Source organism: Enterobacter cloacae complex sp. 2024EL-00711 (genome assembly GCF_047529885.1).
Taxonomy (GTDB): domain Bacteria; phylum Pseudomonadota; class Gammaproteobacteria; order Enterobacterales; family Enterobacteriaceae; genus Enterobacter; species Enterobacter ludwigii.
In genome coordinates, this window is sequence record NZ_JBLIZC010000001.1 from 690,627 (window position 1) to 714,324 (window position 23,698).

23 protein-coding genes are annotated in these 23,698 nt (G+C 53.2%); 7 read left to right on the top strand and 16 right to left on the bottom strand.

The features are described from left to right. Nucleotides 1-11: 11 nt before the first annotated feature. The 3 genes from ACMVME_RS03400 to lpp all read left to right on the top strand — a co-directional run bounded on the left by ACMVME_RS03400 (nucleotide 12) and on the right by lpp (nucleotide 3,494). Nucleotides 12-1,157, top strand: a complete 1,146-nt coding sequence (locus tag ACMVME_RS03400) for a trans-sulfuration enzyme family protein (RefSeq protein WP_041162559.1) — start codon at nucleotides 12-14, stop codon at nucleotides 1,155-1,157. Nucleotides 1,158-1,534: 377 nt separating this feature from the next. Further along, nucleotides 1,535-2,947 (top strand): pyruvate kinase PykF, encoded by a 1,413-nt coding sequence (pykF, locus tag ACMVME_RS03405; RefSeq protein WP_014169744.1) that lies wholly within the window; start codon nucleotides 1,535-1,537, stop codon nucleotides 2,945-2,947. Between the two features lie 310 nt (nucleotides 2,948-3,257). Beyond that, nucleotides 3,258-3,494 carry a murein lipoprotein Lpp gene (gene lpp, locus ACMVME_RS03410; RefSeq protein WP_001082307.1) on the top strand — a complete coding sequence of 79 codons (237 nt, stop codon included), beginning with the start codon at nucleotides 3,258-3,260 and terminating at the stop codon, nucleotides 3,492-3,494. A 60-nt stretch (nucleotides 3,495-3,554) separates the two neighbouring features. Here the strand turns inward: lpp and ldtE are convergent, their stop codons facing one another. The 9 genes from ldtE to ACMVME_RS03455 form a co-directional block, all read right to left on the bottom strand. Further along, complete coding sequence (ldtE, locus tag ACMVME_RS03415; RefSeq protein ID WP_014169743.1) at nucleotides 3,555-4,568, bottom strand: L,D-transpeptidase LdtE; 1,014 nt, start codon at nucleotides 4,566-4,568, stop codon at nucleotides 3,555-3,557. A gap of 97 nt (nucleotides 4,569-4,665) precedes the next feature. Continuing rightward, nucleotides 4,666-5,082: a cysteine desulfuration protein SufE gene (gene sufE / locus ACMVME_RS03420; protein ID WP_025204370.1), complete on the bottom strand. Its 417-nt coding sequence runs from the start codon at nucleotides 5,080-5,082 to the stop codon at nucleotides 4,666-4,668. Between the two features lie 14 nt (nucleotides 5,083-5,096). Continuing rightward, nucleotides 5,097-6,317 (bottom strand): cysteine desulfurase SufS, encoded by a 1,221-nt coding sequence (gene sufS / locus ACMVME_RS03425; RefSeq protein ID WP_032681180.1) that lies wholly within the window; start codon nucleotides 6,315-6,317, stop codon nucleotides 5,097-5,099. After that, the gene (sufD, locus tag ACMVME_RS03430) at nucleotides 6,314-7,585 is read right to left on the bottom strand and encodes a Fe-S cluster assembly protein SufD (RefSeq protein WP_040017285.1); all 1,272 of its coding nucleotides are present in this window, start codon (nucleotides 7,583-7,585) and stop codon (nucleotides 6,314-6,316) included. Before sufD ends, sufS begins: the two co-directional genes overlap by 4 nt. Beyond that, a complete protein-coding gene (sufC, locus tag ACMVME_RS03435) occupies nucleotides 7,560-8,306 on the bottom strand; it encodes a Fe-S cluster assembly ATPase SufC (RefSeq protein ID WP_020884365.1) in 747 nt (248 codons plus the stop codon). The genes sufD and sufC overlap by 26 nt, the downstream gene beginning before the upstream one ends. 9 nt (nucleotides 8,307-8,315) lie before the next feature. Further along, complete coding sequence (gene sufB / locus ACMVME_RS03440) at nucleotides 8,316-9,806, bottom strand: Fe-S cluster assembly protein SufB (protein WP_032681183.1); 1,491 nt, start codon at nucleotides 9,804-9,806, stop codon at nucleotides 8,316-8,318. A gap of 8 nt (nucleotides 9,807-9,814) precedes the next feature. Further along, the gene (sufA, locus tag ACMVME_RS03445) at nucleotides 9,815-10,183 is read right to left on the bottom strand and encodes a Fe-S cluster assembly scaffold SufA (protein ID WP_008500631.1); all 369 of its coding nucleotides are present in this window, start codon (nucleotides 10,181-10,183) and stop codon (nucleotides 9,815-9,817) included. A 313-nt stretch (nucleotides 10,184-10,496) separates the two neighbouring features. After that, nucleotides 10,497-11,225 carry a MerR family transcriptional regulator gene (locus tag ACMVME_RS03450; RefSeq protein WP_414743385.1) on the bottom strand — a complete coding sequence of 243 codons (729 nt, stop codon included), beginning with the start codon at nucleotides 11,223-11,225 and terminating at the stop codon, nucleotides 10,497-10,499. A 188-nt stretch (nucleotides 11,226-11,413) separates the two neighbouring features. Beyond that, nucleotides 11,414-12,634 carry a diguanylate phosphodiesterase gene (locus ACMVME_RS03455; RefSeq protein WP_014169734.1) on the bottom strand — a complete coding sequence of 407 codons (1,221 nt, stop codon included), beginning with the start codon at nucleotides 12,632-12,634 and terminating at the stop codon, nucleotides 11,414-11,416. A gap of 341 nt (nucleotides 12,635-12,975) precedes the next feature. On the opposite strand from ACMVME_RS03455, the gene ycgZ reads away from it, so the two are divergent. The 4 genes from ycgZ (at nucleotide 12,976) to fdhF (ending at nucleotide 16,191) form a co-directional block, all read left to right on the top strand. After that, the gene (gene ycgZ, locus ACMVME_RS03460; RefSeq protein ID WP_020884368.1) at nucleotides 12,976-13,215 is read left to right on the top strand and encodes a regulatory protein YcgZ; all 240 of its coding nucleotides are present in this window, start codon (nucleotides 12,976-12,978) and stop codon (nucleotides 13,213-13,215) included. Between the two features lie 4 nt (nucleotides 13,216-13,219). Next, nucleotides 13,220-13,540, top strand: coding sequence for a hypothetical protein (locus tag ACMVME_RS03465; RefSeq protein WP_020884369.1), 321 nt, complete (start codon nucleotides 13,220-13,222; stop codon nucleotides 13,538-13,540). A gap of 29 nt (nucleotides 13,541-13,569) precedes the next feature. Further along, nucleotides 13,570-13,848, top strand: a complete 279-nt coding sequence (locus ACMVME_RS03470) for a biofilm development regulator YmgB/AriR family protein (RefSeq protein ID WP_014169732.1) — start codon at nucleotides 13,570-13,572, stop codon at nucleotides 13,846-13,848. A gap of 192 nt (nucleotides 13,849-14,040) precedes the next feature. After that, complete coding sequence (fdhF, locus tag ACMVME_RS03475) at nucleotides 14,041-16,191, top strand: formate dehydrogenase subunit alpha (RefSeq protein WP_068794541.1); 2,151 nt, start codon at nucleotides 14,041-14,043, stop codon at nucleotides 16,189-16,191. Nucleotides 16,192-16,228: 37 nt separating this feature from the next. On the opposite strand, the gene fliB is transcribed toward fdhF, so the two are convergent. The 7 genes from fliB to ACMVME_RS03510 all read right to left on the bottom strand — a co-directional run bounded on the left by fliB (nucleotide 16,229) and on the right by ACMVME_RS03510 (nucleotide 23,573). Continuing rightward, nucleotides 16,229-17,446 carry a flagellin lysine-N-methylase gene (fliB, locus tag ACMVME_RS03480; protein ID WP_044859405.1) on the bottom strand — a complete coding sequence of 406 codons (1,218 nt, stop codon included), beginning with the start codon at nucleotides 17,444-17,446 and terminating at the stop codon, nucleotides 16,229-16,231. Between the two features lie 110 nt (nucleotides 17,447-17,556). After that, nucleotides 17,557-18,219: a helix-turn-helix transcriptional regulator gene (locus tag ACMVME_RS03485; RefSeq protein WP_078773938.1), complete on the bottom strand. Its 663-nt coding sequence runs from the start codon at nucleotides 18,217-18,219 to the stop codon at nucleotides 17,557-17,559. A gap of 47 nt (nucleotides 18,220-18,266) precedes the next feature. Beyond that, nucleotides 18,267-18,782 carry a fimbrial protein gene (locus ACMVME_RS03490; RefSeq protein ID WP_014169728.1) on the bottom strand — a complete coding sequence of 172 codons (516 nt, stop codon included), beginning with the start codon at nucleotides 18,780-18,782 and terminating at the stop codon, nucleotides 18,267-18,269. Nucleotides 18,783-18,790: 8 nt separating this feature from the next. After that, the gene (locus tag ACMVME_RS03495) at nucleotides 18,791-19,738 is read right to left on the bottom strand and encodes a fimbrial protein (protein ID WP_251858852.1); all 948 of its coding nucleotides are present in this window, start codon (nucleotides 19,736-19,738) and stop codon (nucleotides 18,791-18,793) included. A gap of 2 nt (nucleotides 19,739-19,740) precedes the next feature. Continuing rightward, nucleotides 19,741-22,266, bottom strand: a complete 2,526-nt coding sequence (locus ACMVME_RS03500) for a fimbria/pilus outer membrane usher protein (protein WP_414743386.1) — start codon at nucleotides 22,264-22,266, stop codon at nucleotides 19,741-19,743. A 44-nt stretch (nucleotides 22,267-22,310) separates the two neighbouring features. Next, entirely contained in the window at nucleotides 22,311-22,988 is a 678-nt protein-coding gene (locus ACMVME_RS03505) for a molecular chaperone (RefSeq protein WP_020884376.1), read from the bottom strand. Nucleotides 22,989-23,042: 54 nt separating this feature from the next. Then, nucleotides 23,043-23,573 carry a fimbrial protein gene (locus ACMVME_RS03510; protein WP_020884377.1) on the bottom strand — a complete coding sequence of 177 codons (531 nt, stop codon included), beginning with the start codon at nucleotides 23,571-23,573 and terminating at the stop codon, nucleotides 23,043-23,045. Between the last annotated feature and the right edge of the window lie 125 nt (nucleotides 23,574-23,698).

A 23,698-nucleotide genomic window follows, 5' to 3' on the forward strand; every position in this document is an offset into this window, starting at 1 on the left:
AGGAATACATGATGAAAAATCTGGCAACCCTGAGCGTACACAGCGGTGAGTTTAACGATCGGCATGGCGCGGTCATGCCCCCGATTTACGCCACCTCCACGTTTGCGCAACCGTCACCCGGCGAGCACACCGGCTATGAATATTCGCGCAGCGGCAACCCGACCCGCCATGCGCTGGAAACCGCCATCGCCGAACTGGAAGGCGGGACCCGCGGCTATGCCTTCGCTTCCGGCCTCGCCGCCATCTCTACCGTGCTTGAACTGCTGGATAAAGACAGCCATATCGTCGCCATTGACGATGTCTACGGCGGGACCTGGCGCCTGATTGAAAATGTGCGCAAACGTAGCACCGGCCTGCAGGTGAGCTGGGTCAAGCCGGACGATTTGGCCGGTCTTGAAGCCGCCATCCGGCCGGATACGCGAATGGTATGGGTTGAAACGCCAACCAATCCGTTGCTTAAACTGGCGGATCTGGCGGCTATCGCCGATATCGCCCGTCGTCATCACGTCATCAGCGTGGCCGATAATACCTTCGCGTCGCCCGTCATCCATCGCCCGCTGGAAACGGGTTTCGACATCGTCGTGCACTCTGCCACCAAATACCTGAATGGTCACTCGGACGTGGTCGCCGGACTGGCGGTTGTGGGAAATAACGCCGCGCTGGCGGACAAGCTTGCCTACCTGCAGAACGCGGTCGGCGGTGTACTGGATCCGTTTAGCAGCTTCCTGACGCTGCGCGGTATTCGTACGCTGTCGCTGCGGGTAGAAAAGCACAGCACCAACGCGCTGGCCATTGCGCAATGGCTGGAGCAACAGCCGCAGGTCGAAAAGGTATTTTATCCGGGGCTGGAATCACACCCGCAATATTCGCTTGCCCGCACGCAGATGGCGCTGCCGGGCGGCATGATTTCTCTGGTGGTGAAAGGCGATGCGCAACGGGCCACAGAGGTGATCCGCTCACTGAAATTATTCACCCTCGCCGAAAGCCTGGGTGGCGTGGAAAGTCTGGTCAGCCAGCCTTACAGCATGACTCACGCTTCGATTCCGCTTGAGCAGCGGCTGGCCAACGGCATCGTACCGCAGCTGATTCGCCTGTCCGTAGGCATTGAAGATGCCAAAGACCTGATTGCCGACCTCAGCCAGGCGCTGAAAAACTAAGCAAAATGCGGCAGGTCACGCACCTGCCGCGATAAGATGTCATCTAACCTTAACGCCTTGATAACAATCTCATGTGGATCTGCACAGATTATTTTTGAAACGCTGTTTTCATTTTCCTTTTATCTTAAAATCAGCGTATAATGCGCGCCTAATCCCTGGTGAATGGTTTCAGCGCTTGGAATACAAAAAACAACGTACAACTACTCCTCTCCTTCGTTGGGCTGTCACTCAGGCACACTTTCTTCTGCACGCTCATTTGATGTCTCCTATCCTTAGTGCGTGTCATATACTCTTTTGCAACACAGGTTTGACTCCGCGGCGGTGCGCCCCCGGAGCGAGATTTCCATATCCTTCCCAACTTAAAGACTAAGACTGTCATGAAAAAGACGAAAATTGTTTGTACTATCGGCCCGAAAACCGAATCTGAAGAGATGCTGAGCAAAATGCTGGACGCCGGCATGAACGTTATGCGTCTGAACTTCTCCCACGGTGACTATGCTGAACACGGTCAGCGTATCCAGAACTTGCGCAACGTGATGAGCAAGACCGGTAAAAAAGCAGCCATCCTGCTGGATACCAAAGGTCCAGAAATCCGCACCATCAAACTGGAAGGCGGTAACGACGTCTCTCTGAAAGCGGGCCAGACCTTCACCTTCACCACTGACAAGACTGTTGTCGGTAACAACGAAATCGTTGCGGTCACCTATGAAGGTTTCACCAGCGACCTGTCCGTTGGCAACACCGTGCTGGTAGACGATGGCCTGATCGGCATGGAAGTGACCGCCATCGAAGGTAACAAGGTTATCTGTAAAGTGCTGAACAACGGCGACCTGGGTGAAAACAAAGGCGTTAACCTGCCAGGCGTTTCCATCGCGCTGCCAGCCCTGGCTGAAAAAGACAAACAAGACCTGATCTTCGGTTGCGAGCAAGGCGTCGACTTCGTTGCGGCATCCTTCATCCGTAAACGTTCCGACGTGGTTGAAATCCGTGAGCACCTGAAAGCGCACGGCGGCGAGAAGATCCAGATCATCTCCAAAATCGAAAACCAGGAAGGCCTGAACAACTTCGACGAAATCCTCGAAGCGTCAGACGGCATCATGGTTGCACGTGGTGACCTGGGTGTTGAAATCCCGGTTGAAGAAGTTATCTTCGCGCAGAAGATGATGATCGAGAAGTGTGTTCGCGCGCGTAAAGTGGTTATCACCGCAACGCAGATGCTGGACTCCATGATCAAAAACCCACGCCCAACCCGCGCAGAAGCTGGCGACGTGGCTAACGCCATCCTCGACGGTACCGATGCAGTCATGCTGTCCGGCGAATCCGCGAAAGGTAAATACCCGCTGGAAGCCGTTGGCATCATGGCGACCATTTGCGAACGTACTGACCGCGTGATGACCAGCCGTCTGGACTTCAACAACGACAGCCGCAAACTGCGTATTACCGAAGCAGTCTGCCGCGGTGCGGTAGAAACCGCTGAGAAACTGGAAGCGCCTCTGATTGTGGTTGCCACCCAGGGCGGTAAATCTGCTCGCGCAGTCCGTAAATACTTCCCGGACGCGACGATCCTGGCGCTGACCACCAACGAAACCACTGCCCGTCAGCTGGTGCTGAGCAAAGGCGTGGTTGCGCATCTGGTGAAAGAAATCGCGTCTACCGACGATTTCTACATTCAGGGTAAAGCGCTGGCGCTGGAAAGCGGCCTGGCACAGAAAGGCGACGTTGTGGTCATGGTTTCTGGTGCGCTGGTACCAAGCGGAACCACCAACACAGCATCTGTTCACGTGCTGTAATAATTCCCGAACGAATTAATTTTCATAAAAAGCGTCCTCCGGGACGCTTTTTTTATTTCATGCATTAGCCAAAGTCATTCAAAAAGCAAATCGGGTTTCTCTATTTAATTGCGAATTATCTAAGATGAATCCGATGAAAAATGCCTTTTTTTACAGAGCTTTTTGCCAAAAAAGGGCCGATTCGATGCTTCTTTGAGCGAACGATCAAAAATAGGCGTATTCCCATCAAAAAAATATTCTCAACCTAAAAAACTTTGTGTAATACTTGTAACGCTACATGGAGATTAACTCAATCTAGAGGGTATTAATAATGAATCGTACTAAACTGGTACTGGGCGCGGTAATCCTGGGTTCTACTCTGCTGGCTGGTTGCTCCAGCAACGCTAAAATCGATCAGCTGTCTTCTGACGTTCAGACTCTGAACGCTAAAGTTGACCAGCTGAGCAACGACGTGAACGCAATGCGTTCCGACGTTCAGGCTGCTAAAGACGACGCAGCTCGCGCTAACCAGCGTCTGGACAACCAGGCTACTAAATACCGTAAGTAATAGTACCTGTTAATAAAATGGCGCACATTGTGCGCCATTTTTTTTGTCTGCGTCAAACCCCTACTGCGTCACCTTCTCACCGTCATTTTCCGCGACCACAGCGGATGTCCGACTGTTCTGTACTGACAACACGTTCTGACGCGCTGACGCGCCGTTATCGGCCGACACGGCTACCGGGATCCCCGCGCGGCGTGACAAGGCTTTATCGATAAGCGCTTTATCACTTCCTGACTGCGAGACAAACGTCGCAAAGTCTGCGGAATGCGAAATGGGTGTCATCTGGGGGTTTTCACCCTCAACCTGCGCCAGCGGACGATGCACTTCAATATAGCGTTTACCGTCAGGCTCGACGGAGAACTTCACTGGCTCATTAATGATTTGCACCCGCGTGCCGACCCGCACCTGCTCAAACAGCGCTTTGATATCCGGCGCATTCATGCGCATACAGCCAGAGCTGACCCGCAGGCCAACGCTGTCCGGTGCGCTGGTGCCGTGGATCAAATATTCCCCATGACCCACGCCTAAACGCAATGCAAAGCGTCCTAGCGGGTTATTTGGCCCGGCCGGGACCACGGGCGGCAATTTAATGCCCTGCTCCAGAGAGCGCGCTCTGATGCCCGGTGTTGGGGTCCAGGTAGGATTAGGGATCTTCTGGCTGACCCGGGTGGTGGTGACCGGCGTTTCAAGTCCCAGTTGCCCAATGCCGAGCGGGAAAACCTGAACGATGTTTTCGCCCGGCGGGAAGTAGTAAAGCCGCAGCTCCGCCAGGTTCACGACAATCCCCTCACGGGGCGTGTCGGGCAACAGCATCTGCGAAGGGATCGTGATCACCGTCCCCGGCGCAGGGTTTACCGGCGCAATAGTATTATTGGCTTCAAGGATAAGCTGTGCTGCAGTATTAAACCGGCGAGCGATGGTCTGAAGTTTATTATCCCCTTCCTGTATCGTGTAGGTTTGATTTTGCCCAATCAGACGGCTGCCTGCGGGCGGCAACGGGTAATCCATCGCGCGGGCCGAATTAAGAGCACCGAGCGAACCCAGGAGTAATAGAGTTATTAGAGACGCGCGCTTCATGCTGAGATTCCTTATTCACTGGCCGGATGCCAGAAAGCTGAAAAACCAGCGAGGCGGGAACCACCTCGCGAAACAGAATGAATGCTGTTCTGTAAGTCTAGCTAAGGATTGCAGCTTTGGCGCGGATGGCGCGAATCATCGCTTCCAGCCCCTGGGAACGGGACGGGGTGAGGTGTTGGGTCAGGGCCATTTTTTCAAACCACGGGCGGACATCAAAAGCGACAATATCCTGCGCTGACATCTGGTGATAGAGAATAAATACCACCGCAATAAGCCCTTTCACAATAGCGGCATCGCTGTCGCCCTGTAATTCGATCACGCCGTCGCGCGTCTGCTCCATCACAATCCAGACCTGGCTCTGACAGCCCTGAATAATATTTTCCGGGTTGTGTGCCTCTTCGCTGAGCGGCGGTAAACGCTGGCCCAGTTCAATGATATAGAGGTACTTCTCTTCCCAGTTTGCGCAACGCCCGAAGTTACGCAGTAATTTTTCTTTATCCGGCAAATCTGCCATCTTTCGCCTCTCCGTTAGCCCAGCAACTGGTGAATGCGTTTAAGCCCCGCCACCAGCCTGTCGACCTCTTCCGTTGTGTTGTACATCACCAGCGATGCGCGGCACATCGCCGGCACCTGGTAAAACGCCATCAACGGCATAGCACAGTGGTGCCCGGTACGCACGGCCACGCCGTAATTATCGAGGAAACTGCCCACATCGTATGCATGGTGTTTACCGAGATTGAACGCAATTACCCCCTGGCGGTCCGCCGGGCCATACAGGGTCAGCGCCGGTACGCTGGCAAGCTCCTGCAGCGCGTAGTGCATCAGCAGTTGTTCGTACTCCTGAATCGCGTCAAGGCCAACAGACGTGACATAGGCGATGGCCGCCCCCAGCCCGATAATCCCGCCGGTATTCGGCGTGCCAGCTTCAAAGCGCCACGGTGCGCGTGCGTAGGTGGTCCCCTCTGAGAGACTGACGGTCGCAATCATCGAGCCGCCCCCTTCCCACGGTGGCATCGCCTGCAGAATATCTTCTTTCACGTACAGCACGCCAATCCCGGTCGGCCCATAGAGCTTGTGCCCGGAGAAGACGTAGAAATCGCAGTCCAGCGCCTGGACGTCGACCGCGTGGTGCATGACCGCCTGCGCACCATCAATCAGCACCTTCGCGCCGGCCTGGTGGGCTTTCTCAATAATCGCTGCCACCGGGTTCTCGGTTCCCAGCACGTTAGAAACCTGGGTCACGGCCACCAGCCGCGTACGCGCATCCAGCAACGCGTCAAGTTGCTCAAGCTGCAGGGTGCCATCAACGTTCAATGGGATCACCCTCAGTTGCGCACCGACACGCTCACAGAGCATCTGCCACGGCACGATATTGGCATGGTGCTCCATCTGGGTGATGATGATGTTATCCCCCGCGTGGACCTGCGCGTTGCCCCAGCTGTTGGCAACAAGGTTGATCCCCTCGGTGGTACCACGCACAAACACCAGTTCCTCTGGCGAGCGTGCATTGAGGAAAGCGGCGATTTGGGTACGCACATTTTCCATACGCTGGGTCGCCTCCGCACTCAGGGTGTGGATCCCCCGGTGCACGGCAGCATAACCGTGGCGGTAGAATTCCGCTTCCGCTTCGATCACCTGATTCGGTTTCTGCGCGCTGGCCGCACTGTCCAGATACGCCAGGGGCAGACCGTTCACTTCACGGGTCAGAACCGGAAAATCTGCCCGTACTTTCTCTACGGGAAAACTCATGCTTCGCCTCCAGGCAGACGCTGCCCGATACGGGCCAGCACCTGCTGTTTTAACAGGCCATCGTGCAGCGCTTCCGTCAGTTCAGCGGCAAACGCATAGATAATCATTTGCTGCGCCGCCTGCTGGTCGATACCGCGGGAGCGTAAATAGAACATCTGTTCGTCATCAATTCGCCCGACCGTCGCGCCATGGCTGCACTTCACGTCATCAGCATAGATTTCAAGCTGTGGTTTGGTGTCCACTTCCGCCAGGCGTCCCAACAGCAGGTTGTTGTTGGTCATCTGCCCGTCGGTTTTAATCGCGTGCTGCGCCACGTTAATCAGGCCGTTAAACACCGCCCGCCCTTTGTCGCTGACAATGGTTTTGTGCAGCTGGCGACTGTTACAGTAGCCTTTGTTGTGCTCAAGCCAGGTGCGTGTATCGCACACTTGCGTTTTAACCGGCATCGCCAGGCTGTTGATGCGAAGCGTTGTATTCTCGCCGTTAAGCTGCGTGCTGGTGTTGTGGCGCAGTACCGCGCCGCCCAGCAAAAAGCTGTGGCTGTATGCCGCGGCATCTTGTCCAAGCAGCATGTCATTATGCGCAAAGTGGTGGCTCTGCGGGTTTTCAAACGCCAGTTTGATATGGTGAAGTTGGGCATTGGCGGCAACATGCATTGTCAAACGCGCCCCGGTAAAGTGCCGGGCTTCGTTGAGGCTGACGTAATGCTCAATCACCGTGGCCTCCGCCCCTTCCGCCAGCTCAAGATGGTGGCGGTAGTGAGCAGTGTTGATCTCGTCGCCGTCTGCTCCCTGGGTGATGTGCATCAGCAGCAGCGGTTTTACCGGACGCTGGTTACGCTTAACGCGAATATGCGTCACGCTCCGCGCCAGGCTCTCGGTGAGGTGCAGGAAGACCTCGGGCTGTACCGGGGTGCTCAGGCTCTGACGGTCATCGTTAATGGCAATCTCAAACCCGCTGTCCTGGGTGCTGTCACTCAGCTCAGGGCGGAACTGACCATCAACGAAGACCAGACGCACGGCATCAACGGTCAATGCCAGAGCATCGCGCTGCGCCGGGCTGATGTCTGCCAGGCGGGTGACGAACTCGCCGTTCAGCAGGCCATCAAGCGGCGTGTATTTCCAGTTCTCCTGCTTGCGTGACGGCAAACCTAGACGCAGCATCTGCTGCAGGTGCTGTTGCGCCTGTTCCGAGCGCGTATTGCCCTGCGCTTCAAACAGACGGTGCCACTGCTGGAGCGCATTACTGCTGTTCGGTAAGCCAGCCATAACCCTGCTCCTCCAGTTGTTTAACCAGCGTGAAATCACCGGATTTCACAATACGCCCCTGGTAAAGCACATGGACGTAATCCGGCTTGATGTAATCCAGAATACGCTGGTAGTGAGTGACGATGATGAACGCGCGTTTGCCGTCGCGCAGGGAGTTCACCCCGTCGGCGACAATCTTCAGGGCATCAATATCCAGACCGGAGTCGGTCTCATCCAGAATACACAGTTCAGGCTCAAGGACCGCCATCTGCAGAATGTCGTTACGCTTTTTCTCACCGCCTGAAAAACCGACGTTGACCGAGCGGGTCAGCAGGTCTTCCGGCATTTTCAGCAACTTAATCTTCTCTTCCATCAGGTCCTGGAAATCAAAGCGGTCCAGCGCTTCCAGTCCGCGATATTTACGTACCGCGTTCAGCGCCGTTTGCAGAAAGAACTGGTTACTCACCCCCGGGATCTCCACCGGATACTGGAAGGCCATAAAGATACCTTCACCGGCCCGCTCTTCCACCGACATCTCCAGCAAATCTTTGCCGTTAAACTCGACCGACCCGTGGGTCACTTCGTAATCTTCGCGTCCTGCCAGCGTCGCGGAGAGCGTACTTTTCCCGGAGCCATTGGGCCCCATAATGGCGTGGACTTCACCCGGTTTGACGTCAAAATTGAGACCACGCAGGATCTCTTTGTCTTCCACGCTAACCTGTAAATCTTTAATACTTAACATGTGCTTTCCTTAACCGACGCTGTGTTCAAGACTAATGGCGAGGAGTTTCTGGGCTTCAACGGCAAATTCCAGCGGCAGTTCAGAGAACACATCCTTACAGAAGCCGTTCACAATCATTGAGATGGCATCCTCCTCACTGATCCCGCGCTGCAGGCAGTAGAAGAGCTGATCTTCCCCAATACGTGACGTCGTCGCCTCGTGCTCAAGCTGGGCGGTATTGTTACGGCATTCAACGTACGGGAAGGTGTGTGCCCCGCAGTCTGCGCCAATTAACATTGAGTCACACTGGGTAAAGTTTCGGGCATTGGTGGCCGTCGGCATGATTTTGACCAGCCCACGATAGCTGTTCTGACTGTGCCCGGCGGAGATGCCTTTGGAAATAATGGTCGACCGGGTGTTTTTACCGATGTGGATCATCTTGGTACCCGTATCTGCCTGCTGATGGCCGCTGGTCAGCGCCACGGAGTAGAACTCACCGATCGAGTTATCCCCACGCAGAATACAGCTCGGGTATTTCCAGGTGATCGCAGAGCCGGTTTCCGACTGGGTCCAGGACATTTTGCTGTTTTCGCCTTCGCACAGCGCACGCTTGGTCACGAAGTTCAGAATACCGCCGGTGTTGCCATCGCCCGGGAACCAGTTCTGCACCGTGGAGTATTTCACCTCGGCATCTTTATGGATGATGACTTCAACCACCGCGGCGTGAAGCTGGTAGCTGTCACGGACCGGTGCAGAGCACCCTTCAATGTAACTGACGTAGCTGCCTTCATCGGCCACCAGAATGGTGCGTTCGAACTGACCGGTTTTTTCCGCGTTGATGCGGAAATAGGTCGACAACTCCATCGGGCAGCGAACGCCTTTTGGCACGTAGATAAAGGTGCCATCAGACGCTACCGCCGCATTAAGCGCGGCAAAAAAGTTATCGTTACTTGGCACCACGGTGCCGATGTACTTTTTCACCAGCTCAGGGTGCTCGTGAATCGCTTCGCCGAAGGAGCAGAAAATAATCCCCTGTTCTGCCAGTTTTTCACGGTAGGTTGTCGCCACTGAGACGGAGTCAAAAATGGCGTCCACCGCCACCTCTTTCCCTTCGCGAACGGGCACACCCAGCTGGTTAAACGCCTCTTCCACTTCTTTGCTCAGGAAGCTGTTGTCCGCACCGGTTTGCTGCACCGCGCCAGGCTGTGAGGCGCAGGTGTCGTCGCAACTCCCGCAGGATGGCGCAGAGTAGTAGCTGTAATCCTGATAGTTCAGCTTGTCATAATGCGCTTTCAGCCAGTGAGGTTCTTCCATTTCCAGCCACGCCCGGAAGGCGCTCAGACGAAACGCCAGCATCCACTCAGGTTCATTGCGTTTGGCCGAGATCGCCCGGACGACATCTTCATTGATGCCTTTCGCCAGTTCATCGGTCTGCAGCTGGGTAAAGAACCCCTCTTTATAATTGAGGTGGCCGCCACTCCAGGTGTTAACATCACTCGTTGCTTCAGTATTACGAGACATAGTACCGCCTATACCCCAAAGCTTTCGCCGCACCCACATTCGTTCTGGGCTTTCGGGTTATGAAATTTGAATAACTGGTTTAAACCTTCACGTACGTAGTCCACTTCCGTGCCGTCAATAAACGGCATGGCCTGCAGGGCGACATACAATTTTGCGCCGTCAGTTTCGAATACCAGATCATCTTTCTCGGGTTCTGTGACGGTATCGAGCACGTAACCGAATCCTGCGCAGCCGGTCTGTTTCACCCCCAGGCGCACGCCGAGGATCTCTGGCTTTTTCGCCACAAGTTCGTGAATATGTGCCGCCGCCGCTGGCGTGAGCGTTAAGCCACGCCAGGCGAAGTCGGCAGGATTGAAGGTTTCTGAATGCAGTTCCATAGGTCCACCTCATCTAATAAGCCCCAGGGCATAACACCATGTTAGTGATAACGATTATCACTTCAACCCTCTGTCAGCAGGGGCATTGGGCTAAATCGCCCTTTTTGCATACTTTTATTAAGCATAGACCCTGTCAGCGGATGCGGGCGGGATGGATTTAATTGTGCAATACTTTGAAAAATAATGGGTTATCGAATCAGAAAAGTGGAGTAAAGGGGAAAAGTAAAATATGCATCGGAAATGCCTATTTTTAAGATAGATTTTATCCAGAGAAACGACGGGCAAAAAAAAAGGCCTTCAAGGCCTGCGGAAATTAATGATGAAAGGAGACAACAAAACCCTGTTCACGCCAGTGGTCAAGCAGTTCCTGCTGACGCGGCGTCGGCGCTTTACCGGTCCAGACGAAAATTCTTTGCCCAGGAAAAAGCTCCGGACGAGGGGAATCAATCGGGTCGGCCAACACGTCAATATGCCACCCCTTTTGTGCCAGACGCGCAGCCTCAAGCCACAAGTGGGTGCGGTCATCACACTCCCAGCCAATAAGCAGAGCATCTTTACCGGCTTTCTTACGTGACTCCGCCAGGCTTGCTACAGCAAATTCTATCAGCACACCGTCAAGCAGGCTCGCCATATGACGCACCGTATTTTGATCCTGATTCATTCGCTGACGAACGGGAGAAATAATATTATCGATAAGCGCATCCATCGCGTGATCGCGGCGGTATTCGCCTATTTTGGCGCGCAGCTTTGCCGGGCTGGCATAACGCAAAACCGTCATCATCTCTTCCTGGATTGATGCCCAGTTACCCTGAGTCATCACTTCTTTGTTTTCCAGCAAGCCTTTGACTTTGCCGACCGAAACGCCGCTTTTCATCAGGCGTTTGATCTCTTCAATACGCAGGATATCTTCATCGTCAAACTGACGATGGCCCCCTTCGCTTCGCTGCGGCTTCAACAATCCATAACGGCGCTGCCAGGCACGCAGCGTAACGGGGTTGATACCGCATCGTTCGGCCACTTCGCCGATACTGTAATAGGCCATTAACTCCCTCACGCTTAGAACTTCCATACCCAACCAGACCAACCTTATCAGATTGTACAAACCATTTGTATAACTAAGGCCTCTTTTTGAGCGGGTGAAGGGTATACAAGTTCCTTCACCCGTTAATGTATTGTTGTACAAATTTTGCCGCGCGTACAGTCAAGCTTGCAGGTTTATGTACAGCTTTCTCAAAATTCAAACTTCTTCTCTGGCCACGCGATCGCCGGAATTCCCCCGTGACGCGGGCTGGCAAACAGGTGCCCCTGGAACTGGGAAATGCCTGCAGACTCCAGCCACATCCACTCTTCAGGCTTCTCAACGCCGACGGCACAGAACTGGATCTCCAGCGAGGAACAGCAGGTGATAATCGCCTGAATGATGGCCTGCCGCGGGCCGCTTTTGTGCACATTCGCGACCAGATCGCGGTTAATCTTAATTCTGTCAGGCTGGAATTGCGCCAGTAACTGCAGACCGGCAAAACCGGCACCAAAGTGATCGATGGTTACGCTGATACCGGCACTTTTTAGCTGCCTGACCGAATGGGTAAACTCTTCAAAACGGGAAATCGCTTCGCTCTCGGTGAATTCCACCACAATCTGCTCCGGCACAAAGCCATTCGCGTCAATGGCCGTCAGCAGGAAATCCACGGCGCCAGGCACGTTGACCAGCGTCATGGGCAGCAGGTTAATGGATAATGTCTGATCCTGTAATCCCAGAGCGCTCGCCATGGAGAGCGCAACCTGCTTGCTTTTCAAATCAGAGGCGTACACCTCTTCTCGAGGAATTTGGGCAAAATAGGTTCCGGGCGATTCACCGGTGGGCGTGCGGATCAAGGCCTCCCAGGAGACGACCTGCTGCATAAACGGATCCACGATAGGCTGGAACGCAAAGCTGCAATCCGCGCCTTTAGCCACCACCTCCGGTTGCGCCGATAAAGGCGTCTCTTCCGGGATGAAATCCCAGGCATCTGCAGGCGGCAGTTCAAAATAGTTGGCTTTCTCCGTGGCCTCCACGAAGGTGCGGAAAAACTGCAGGGCGCGATCGCTATATGTCAGTTGATACCTGCTGGTGCCTTTGTCGAGAACCTGCTGAAGCACCTCTTCCCTGTCGAACTGACGCAAGTCAAAAAGCTCCATGCCAACCTTGCCGAAGCGTCGGGAGGGGCCGTGATCGCGCATCAGCTCCACCACGTTATGGTGGCGCGTGTCCTGGCAAATCTGCTCGTAAATGGATGAAACGTTTTCCGCTGGGCCTTCGAGCAACTGAAAAAAATGCGTGCCGTTAAACAGCAAGATCCCCGTGACATTGGATTGCCGGTTTTTACTATTTGCAGCAGCTACCATGTTTTCCAGCGCTTTCACTGGAACGTCCTCGCAGATATGACTGCGGTATATGATGGTTGTAAGCATGCTTATCCTGAAGGGGGTTAGGGGTTGGCCACAAAAACACGTCGGTAAACATCTGTTATAGCATATTAATTACGTGACAAATAATTTACATCTCAACCATTTACGGCACCTAACGCATCCGTTTCCTGCGTTGTACAACTTATCCATCATGGTGGGTATTGTACAATATATTCTGTAACGGAAATGCTTCATTTTTATGACTCAACCACCTGATAAACATAGAATTTATAAAATATATCACAATTATTTTAAAAAATTGTACATTTTCTATGTACAGATTTGGAAATTATGTATACCTTAAATGTAACGTTAGTGATTACATTTTTTTACAGGAGCGAAACATGCAGCAGAAGGATTATGTCGCAGATTCAGCAGCAGCGATCGCGCACTACTTCGAGAAGGCCGCGCTTCCTACCCAACAGGAGACACTCGGTCAGGTCGTGGTTGAGATTCTTAGCGACGGGCGAAATCTGAATCGCAAATCGCTCTGTACCAAACTCTTAAGCCGCCTCGAAAAGGCCGATGGGCCTGAAGAGGAACAGCATTACCACATGCTGCTTGGTCTGCTTTTCGAACGGTAATGTTATGAACAGCAGTGATGCAGACCGACTGATTGACCAGCTTATCGGTGAAGCCGTTCTTTCTCTTTTGAAAGAGCGAGGCCCCGTCACAACCGAAGCTCTGGTTCAGCGTCTGCGGGATATGAAAGCGCATGAAAAGGATCCCCAGCGGCGGGAGACACTTGCGATGGTGATTGCCGACATCGGTTCAAACAACATCGCCCTGAAACGTCGCAGAACCGCGCAAGGACGAACCGATAGAGAGGGATCTCTCAACGTTAAAAGAGACAATGTAGTGCCGTTATTTGGAAATGGAAAACCGTCCGATCCCAGGAAAATACATTGACTGCAATTTTACAGCTACGGTGAGAACAAATGAGACAAAATATTCAGCTTCAACCCGAATACCATTCCGCTTTTTTAGAAAGCGCGCTGTCGGAATATTTCCGTCACGCAGGCGATCGTTTTGCTGAAGAGTCCGCTGTTTTTTCTACTGCAGTACGCTGTGTTCTGGCTTCTGAAGGACACCTGTCCAACAAAGCGATCATTTTGTGGCTGATCCAGACGCTGGAATCCACAAACGACGTTGTGCAGGCAGATGTCATTCGTAAGACCCTGGAAATCGTTGTGGGTCACACCATGGACGATCTCTAAAAACCCTCCCCTCTGTGAAGGCTAACGTGTCATCGTCAAAACTGACGATCGGGCTGACGATGACACGTTCCCTCCTCGTATAACACCCTGTAAAACCTACAAAGTAAATATGGCATGGTTCCTGCTTACTCCCGTTTACGGGACTGGGCTACCCAGTCAACTTTGCTTCATTTCTTAACAGGTCTGTTATTGATGAAAAAAATCGCCAGCGTCTGCCCCTACTGTGGTGCAGGCTGCAAATTAAACCTTGTCGTCGAAAATAACCGTATCCTCCGTGCCGAAGCGGCCGAAGGCGTAACAAACCAGGGCACCCTGTGCCTGAAAGGCTTTTATGGCTGGGACTTCCTGAACGATACGCGTCTGCTTACCCCCCGTCTGACTCAGCCCATGATCCGCTACCACAAGGGAGAGGCTTTTACCCCCGTCACCTGGGAAGAGGCTATCCGCTATACCGCCCATAAACTCAGGAGCATAAAAGAGCAGTATGGCCCACGGTCCATCATGACCACCGGTTCCTCCCGGGGAACAGGGAATGAAACGAACTATGTGATGCAAAAATTTGCCCGTGCGGTGCTGAATACCAACAACGTGGACTGCTGCGCGCGCGTCTGTCACGGCCCTTCTGTTGCCGGGTTACAGGAAACCCTCGGCAACGGTGCAATGAGCAATTCCATTAACGATATTGAAAACTCAAAATGCCTGCTGGTGTTTGGCTATAACTGCGCCGATTCGCACCCCATCGTCGCCCGTCGGGTCTTAAAAGCCCGCGAAAATGGCGCGAAAATCATCGTCTGCGATCCCCGTCGCATTGAAACCGCACGCATTGCCGACCAGCACCTGCAGCTGAAAAACGGCAGCAACATGGCGCTGGTCAATGCGTTTGGCTATGTCCTTCTGGAAGAGGAGCTGTACGACAAAAACTACGTCGCGCGCTTTACCGAAGGGCTTGACGCTTATCGGGAAACGGTCAAAGACTACGCGCCCGAAAACGTTGAACATCTCACCGGCATTCCAGCCCGGGATGTGCGTCAGGCGATGCGGACGTTCGCGGCTGCGCCTTCCGCCACCGTCATGTGGGGCATGGGCGTAACGCAGTTTGGTCAGGCTGTAGACGTGGTCAAAGGTCTCTCCAGCCTGGCGCTGCTGACCGGAAACCTTGGTCGACCTGCCGTCGGCGTTGGGCCAGTACGTGGTCAAAACAACGTTCAGGGCGCGTGTGATATGGGCGTTCTGCCCAATATGTTCCCGGGGTATCAGGACGTTACGGACCCGGCGGTCCGGCAGAAATTCGCCACTGCCTGGGGAATCGATGTCGGGATTATGGACAAAGAGGTTGGAACGCGTATCACCGAAGTCCCTCACCTTGCGCTGGAAGGCAAGGTAAAAGCCTATTACATCATGGGCGAGGATCCGCTGCAGACTGAAGCCGATCTGGGGCTGGTGCGCCGCGGTTTTGAAGCACTCGATTTCGTGGTGGTTCAGGACATCTTTATGACGAAAACGGCGGAAGTGGCGGATGTTCTGTTACCTGCCACATCGTGGGGAGAACACGGTGGCGTCTTTACCTGTGCCGACCGCGGTTTCCAGCGTTTCGGTAAAGCCATTGAGGCCAGCGGCAACGTGAAACGTGACTGGGAGATCATCAGCCTGCTTGCTACCGAAATGGGCTATCCGATGCATTACGCATCCAACCAGCAGATCTGGGACGAGATGCGCGAGCTCTGTCCGCTATTCTATGGCGTGACATACGAAAAAATGGGTGAAATGGGCCATGTGCAATGGCCGTGTCCAACGCTCGATCACCCGGGGACGCCGTATCTCTATAAAGATAACCAGTTCGATACGCCGAGCGGCAAAGGCCAGCTTTTTGCGGCAGCCTGGCGCGCGCCTGCCGAGATCCCGGACGAAACGTATCCGCTGGTGCTCTGCACCGTGCGTGAGGTCGGCCACTACTCCTGCCGTTCAATGACCGGCAATTGCGCCGCGCTGCAAAGCCTTGCCGACGAACCAGGCCGTGTACAAATGAACCCCCTTGATGCGGACAACCTGGGCATTAAAGACGGACAGCTGGTGTGGGTGCATTCCCGTCGGGGCAAAGTCATTACCCGTGCCAGCATCAGCGAGCGCATCAACGCCGGTGCGGTTTATATGACCTACCAGTGGTGGATTGGTGCCTGTAACGAACTGACGCAGGATAACCTTGACCCGGTCTCCAAAACGCCAGAAACCAAGTATTGTGCGGTTAAGCTTGAGGCAATTGAAGACCAACGCTGGGCGGAAGACTTTGCGGCGTCGTCTTATCAGACCATGAAGACGCGGTTAATCACGGCGGTGAACGTCTGAGGAAAAAGAGGCTCGCCACGGCGAGCCTCGTTATACGTTAGCCAATCAGCAGCAGGCACGAGAGGTCGTCCCCACCGTTAATCTTATCGATAGCAAAATCCATACGGGCATCAATGGTCTGATTGTGCAGGGTCTTTTCTGAGAAGCTGGCGATGGTTTTCATGACCATCTGCTGGTCCAGTTGTTCATCCATTGATTTGACGCTCAGGAAAACTTTCAGGTAGAAAAAGTCCAGAACGATGCGATAAAACTGACGCATAATGGTGGCGGTATTCTTACCCGGGAAATAGCCGCTGTAGAGTTTGTACAACAGATAGTTGCGTAATACGTACGGCTCTGACAGACAGGATTCCTGGCAAAGTTTCCCCCACTGCTGGTTAATCGCGTCGAATTTCTGCGCCAGCCTGGCGGGATCGCTGTCATGGCTGAAATTCAAAAAGTCAGCAATTTGACGATGCCCTTCGTTGATATACCCATCCCGTGCAGAATCTCGCGCCACGTTCGTGCCGAGGATCGACAACGCCAGATATTTCATCGCATTTGATCGCCCGACATTGCTTTCAGAGAGCAGCGATTTACCGCTCTGCAACGCTTCCAGCAAGGCTTCGTAAAAGCGTTCAACCTGCTCATACTGATTGTGCAAATCGAAGTTCACATGCTGTAAGGTCAGGATCAACTGAGCCAGCGCCATCAAATTTTCTTCAACATTCCTCGCTGGCGACTGGATTATTTTCCACGCAAGGAGATGAATGACCTGGCTGCTTTGAGGCATAGACTGGCGCTGACCAATCAGATTGGTTTTATAAACGGCCAGCAGTTCATCCTGCTCCTGCAATAACATCGCATCGGGGTCGAAGAGAACCCGCCTGACCACTTCCGGACATGAAAGGGTCATGCTGTGGCGAGTTTCATCCAGATAGCGGGTGGAGCTTCGGGGATAAGTACTGCAGGTGTGCGATAAGGCACTTTCACCTAAATCACGGTGTACCATACAGAGCTTATTTTCATCGATAAACGGACACTCCCCATTTTCATCCAGTTTAATACGGGAATAGTTTACTTTGCCTTTACGCTGCAGAATCAGATTGTCTTTGGCGATTGCAGCGATACCGGGATGCGTTGATGAAAGATATTTTTGATGCGTTTTTTTATCAATGGAAATTGTCCAGCCGCGGCAGCAGGAAATTAAACATTCCGGCCCCACACACTTGAACCTGGTCACAAAAATCGGTTTCAGGGTTTTATGAATTTGCATCGCTAATTAATCGTTATATAAAACGTAAAAATAACATGCTGCAGATGCAACTCTAAAGTTTCATAACCGAACACTTGTTTCCGTTATTCCTGTCATCAATAAAAGTGCCTTTACGCCTCCAGACAGGGGCGGTCCTGGAAACCCTGTCTCACAGAATCACGAAAAATATTGGGGGTGCCGTTTTTCTTCACCATCCTGTTGAGCAGCGCGATAAGCTCATAATCACTTCGCAGGTTAAATTTTTGCATGATCATGTACTTGTGCGCAAAAACGGTCTTATAGCCGATCTGTAACGCGTCTGCCGTCTGCATAACGGATAAGCCTTTATACAGGTTCATGACGATGCGTATTTGCTGCGGTGATAATATTTTATGCTCGCAATCGAAACAGGACGTTTTCTGCAGCACATGTCCCTTCAACTGCGTTTTACGCCACGCACACCCTACCGTCTCGCCAATCATGTCAAGAGAGGTCCTGCGGGAGATGAAAACAATATCCTGATAACAGGATTGCGACGCCGTAGAGCGTTGCTCATCGTCAACCCAGCCGATCACAATGCCTTTTTGCCGTGACTGTAATTCCGGAAAACAGGTCAGGGTTTCCCCCTGGCATAAAGAGAGGACAATAATATCCGCCGTGCTGACGTTATGCGGCGTCATTTCATAATCAAAGTGAATACAGTCATTAAAATTACGCCAAAAGAAATCCATAAAAAAATACTGCAGACCAGACTGAAATAACGAATCCGTCTCGCTAATTAAAATATTCAACATAGACCATACCGACGGGAAGCAAAAATGCGCGTGAAATCCCGCGCGACTTAATTGTATTGCAGCGTAATGACCACCACTGCGCTGAGGGTGCCGGGCGTCGCCCTGCCTCCGGTGGATATAACCGCAGCCTGCATGGCCATCTTCGCCGTCCGGTCTGAGGCGACATATTCCGTCATGCTGGAGCCGTTCCCTTTCAGTATGCCACTTCCGGCCTCGCGCATTGCTATCGCCACGTGGGTGGCCGTACCGCGGTTAATGTAATAGTCGGCGCCGGCAACAGGGTCGGGTGTACCCGTAAAGGTAGCGGTGACGCTACGCGTCCCCACCGGACATTGGGTAAATAACAGATCAAACGTAACCGGGTCTGAGGATGATCCTGGCGTCACCATATTACTCGCCTGGATATTGCCCAGATTAATATCGAGATTCGTATTGCCGTTATTAAACAGGCAGGGTGAGGCCACGATATTTCCGGTGACCCCGATATTTACGCTGTCTGCACATAGCGCTTTGCCGCACAGTAAACCCGACACAAGCAACGCCGCGGGAATTATTTTCATCATCTCACCGGTTATTGATAGGTTATCGTAAGCGTGGCTGACGCATTTGCCGAGCCTGATTCCACGGTGGTTAACGTCTGGTAATAGCGCGCGGTTAACGGGAGCGTCTCCTGTCCTCCCGCAGACTGTTTTAATAACAGGCGACCGTTCATTACCAAAGGAGAACCGTTATAAAGTAGCTGAACCCCTACCCCTTTTGCCGTACCGGCATTCCCCTGACCGGTTAATGCCATGACGCTGGTATTGGCGCTGTCCGGATTTTGCATACCGCTGAGTGACACACTGATATTGGTGCCGGCACTGCAGGTTAACCCCAGATTTTGCGTATTTTGGGCGCCGGATGGCGTGGTTCCAATAACGGAGCCAAACGATGAGGCCGGAATATCGCCTATCGGGAACGTCAACTGCGCCGTCGTTATCGTGCATGCCAGCGCATTAATTGTGCCGTCAGTTAACTGGACCGTCAGACCGTCACGATAAACACCGTCACTTCCCTGAAGCGCCACGGTTCCGATAACGCCCGGCGTTAAAGCGCCCGACGTTACCGGGCCGGTCACCACCAGCTCAACTTTTCCACCAAACCAATCCACATACGACGTCACCGCGTTATACGAAAACGTGTAAACCGGGTTTTCAAAATAATTCCCTGAGGAAAAGCGAATACCAATACCGCTGACATTGGTGGCATAAACATGGTTACCGTAGCTGCTCAGGTTCCCATTGTTATATCGCATACTGAATCCCAGCATCAGCGGGTTAGAACATCCCGTTAAATAGGTTCCCGTTGATGAGGCGGCGCGAGAAAAAATAATAGTGCCCACGGGGGCATCACGCTGCACGTTAATCGTGCCCACAGATATCGTCGATATTTGCGGCGTGATGGTTGTACAGGTACCGGCAAGGGCGCTATTCCACCCGCTCAGTAAACAGAGCAGGATCAGAGATAAAGCAAATTTCATTTTTAACCTTCCTGGCGGCAAAGCGCGTTAACGTCGGTTATTCCGCCGTAGGTGGGTTGTGCAGGCAGGCTAAACTGCGCGCGGCACTGCTGACCGGGTTGATTTCCCCAGGTTGCCACGATTTCTCCCTGTCCGGGCAGTCCCGTTAAATAGACCTGACCACGGTCGCCCACAATAAAGCTGCTGTTGCTGTCGCCTTTGAGCGTGACGACCGCACCAAACGGAACGGCATACTGCCCATCGGAGAGGGTCATTAGCACCCGGCGCCCGATTTTAGACACATAATCGGCTTCCACTATCGCCCCGCGGGTCGGTGTTACGGTGCGCGTATTAATCTCAAGCTCCACGTCATCCGGCATAGTTTCCGGCTCAAGAGTGATGTCGTTTTTTCGGTATACCGACAGATTATTAACCACCGTATACCCACGGTAATCCGTACGAACCCCGGGTTGATTGCGAATATCGACACCGTGTGCACCCGGCGCTTTCACCAGGATATTGGTTTCACCGAGCGGCTGCGAAAGCGTGATGCCGTCACGGTGAGCAATGACGCCCCCCTGCAACCCGTAATTCAGGCGCTCGTTGTGTTTGTCGTAGCTGTAGCCCGCGACAATTTCGCCATAGGTGCCTTTATAGTCGCCGTTCAGGTTGCCGGTATTTCCCGTGCCCTGTGTGCCATAACCTTGCTGCACGTTCCAGTTCAGGGCGCTGTTTTCCAGAGACACGCCGTTCAGCCCGACCATGTGCGTCGTGCCGTTGTGCTTACTGGCGTTCATGCCATAGTTAGCCCAGGTACGCGGCAGGAATTTGTCCAACGGTACGCTGACGTTAAAGGCCAGCAACCGATCGTGGTCCGCGTTTTGCGCGCTCCCGCGTCCATTCTTGCTGTAGGTCCAGGTCAAACCGTAACTGACGTTGTTCCAGTCATTGTTGTAGCCCACGCTCCAGGAGGCCATCGCCTGACCAGAATTCCAGTAATCTTCGCGTGCGGCGCTGAGCGTCAGTGAACCCAGTGCGCCGCCCAGCGTCTGGCTCATGGTCAGTTCAGCACGGTTACGCCGCCGATCCTGCAGGGCGCTGCTGTCGCCGTAGGAATCCAGCACGTCCTGCATCCCGTAATAGCCACGGGTTGAATATCGGTATCCCGCAATTGAAAAGTTTGTCCCGGTCTTCGCCATATTTTTGCTGTAACGCGCGCGCAAGGACTGACCGGATGTTTTGTCGGTGTTATTCGGCGTTGACCAGGCCTGGGTCACGTCGGAAGAGATCGCGCCGATATCCCCCATGTTTTTACCGATGCCAAACGCCACTGAACGGTATTTATCAGACCCCTGCATCCCGCCGTAAACGGTGATGCCGTGCTGAATCCCATAAATACCGGTGATTTGACCAAAAGACGTTTTCTCCACGCGGCTGTTGTAGGCGCGATACTGCCCGGCCGTCACCGCATACTTCAGGCGTCCTTCCCGCTGCAGGACCGGCAGCGAGGCATAAGGCAGCGTGAAATGCTGCTCACTCCCGTCAGCCTCTTTGATGGTCACATCCAGATCGCCTGCGCCGCCGGTGGGATACATGTCCGAGATTTCAAACGCGCCTGGCGCCACGTAGCTTTGATAAATTTGATAACCATTCTGGCGGACCACCACCTGCGCATTGGTTCGCGCGATGCCGCGGACCACGGGCGCATAACCTTTAAGAGAGTCCGGCAGCATGTCATCATCCGAGGCCAGCTGACCGCCGCGAAATGGCATACTGTCGAAAACATCCGCCGGTGCGGTACTGTCCCCAATAATCAGCTGTGCTTTCAGCGGAATAACGGCGCGCTGCGCATAGGTATACACGTTGTCCCACCGATCCTCACCGGTGGAATCCCGTGACCAGGTGGTGTAATTACGTAAGCGCCACGGCCCGATATTGACCCCGGGGCGCAGGTTGGCGTACTGGCTATCATTCTGGCTGCCGCGAGTGTTCTTCGCCCACGCGTTTGCGCCGCTCAGACTGTAATTAAGCATGGCGGCATTAATCCCCTCATCCCACATCTCTGGCGGAACCGCGTCCCTGGCTGGCAGGTCGATGGCGGCCTGAGGAATGCTGATCACCAGCCGCTGTGCGCCAAACTGAAAATCGCTACTGGCCTGCGGGATCGCCTGAAGGTTTGCGCATTCACCGTTGTTCGCCGCCAGCTGCGGGAAAAGCGTGGTTCTTACGCCCCACTGTTTTAACTGGTCAAGACTCAGGCACGGCCGGAGGTCGTCATTGCCCTTTTCGTCTTTTACTGCAGTAAAGGTGATATCGCGGGTCGCCATTAGCTGGTCATCAAGAACAATATCGACGTGATAGGTGCCGGGTGCCTGCGATCCGGATTCAAATGCCGATAAATCCGTTCTCCCTCTTCCTGGATTATCAAGTTCAACCAGTTCGGCATTAAATGTCTCACCGGCAAAAAGCGCCTGCGATGAACCTGCAAGTATTAATCCGATCACTGTCGCCAGGGGTGCAGGTCGAGCCCGAAAATAGTGTATTGCCATCGCTTTTAACTCATTTATGACAGGCAATGCCCGCGTTTCACCGGTTATAAGGTTGCCTGATGCGCGCCCCCAGGGCTGCCGAAGTCATTAATCACTTTAAACGTCAGTACACTGCCGCTGGCCCCTTGCGGTAACGTGAAACGGACTGAGCCACCGGGTAAGACATACGACACGTCATCGATTTTTTTACCTCCAAGGGTGATTTCATTAAAATTGATGACATATGCGGTCGGGTTATTAACCTGAAGTTCATTCCCGGTTCTGCGCCAGCGTAATTGACTGGCCTGTTCGTCAGGCGTGGACGCGTGCAGCTCAGCGGGCCGATAAATCAGTTTGATGCGCGTTTTAACCGCAATTTGTAATGCGTTCATCTGCGTTGAGGCAGACGGAATCGCTTTAATATTCAGCCAGAATAAACTTTCCCGATCCTGAGGCAGTGCCCCCGTCATCACGATGCGCTCAACGTTTTTTTGCCCGCCATCCAGACGATACAAAGGCGGCGTAATAATAAAAGGCACCTTGCCTGACGCCCCTTCCTGCACGTCGATCCATGACTGAATTAAATACGGCGTACCATCAGGGTTATTCACACTGAGTGACGTTTCCTTTTTAGCGCCATCAAAAATAATGCGCGTACCACCAATAATGACGCCGGCATGAGCCGTTGACAGCATCAGAGATAACAACGCTGTTGCCAGTAAAGGGGTTCTGAAAAAATACATTCTGTTCCTCATAAAATTGGGGGCCGGGGCGGCCCCGACGTTCAGGCAAAAGAGCTAGTTATAAACCACCGAGAAGTTGGCGACAGAATTCGCCGGGCCCGCCGTGACGCTGGCCGTGGTCGAAATATACTGAGCATAGAAATTGAGCGTATTGTCTGCGGAGCTGCTGAGCATGTAGGTGTAACCATTGCTGCCATGCAGAGGCAGGTCGGCTTTATCCGCGGTCATCAGATTGATCGCCACGCCCGTTGCAGCCCCCGCCACGGAGGTGTCAATCGCCAGAAGATTGCTATTAGACGCATCCGGAGTACCGTCAAAGCGCACTTTGGCATTCGTGACCGAGACCGGACAGTTTTTCAAAATAATATCGAATTTCGTTGCCGCGGTTCTCGCCCCCGTCGCGGTAAACTCTGTTTTATAATAATCCCCAAGTACAACCACCTGGTTCTGCGATGCCACATCAACATCACAGGCAGAATCCAGAATATTTCCGTTAAAATTAACGGTACCTGCAGCGGCAAACGCATTGGCCATTGTCAGTACGGAACCTGCTGCGATCGTTGCCAGAAGAAGTGTTTTTTTCATCATGCTATATCCTGTATCACTTTATTTATTATTAACATTCAGACAAAAAGACGCGTCGGTTTTTTCACCCGCTTAATGTTTTGCCTTTTACAGACAGCAGCGAAAAAAATGAAATAACTTTATTT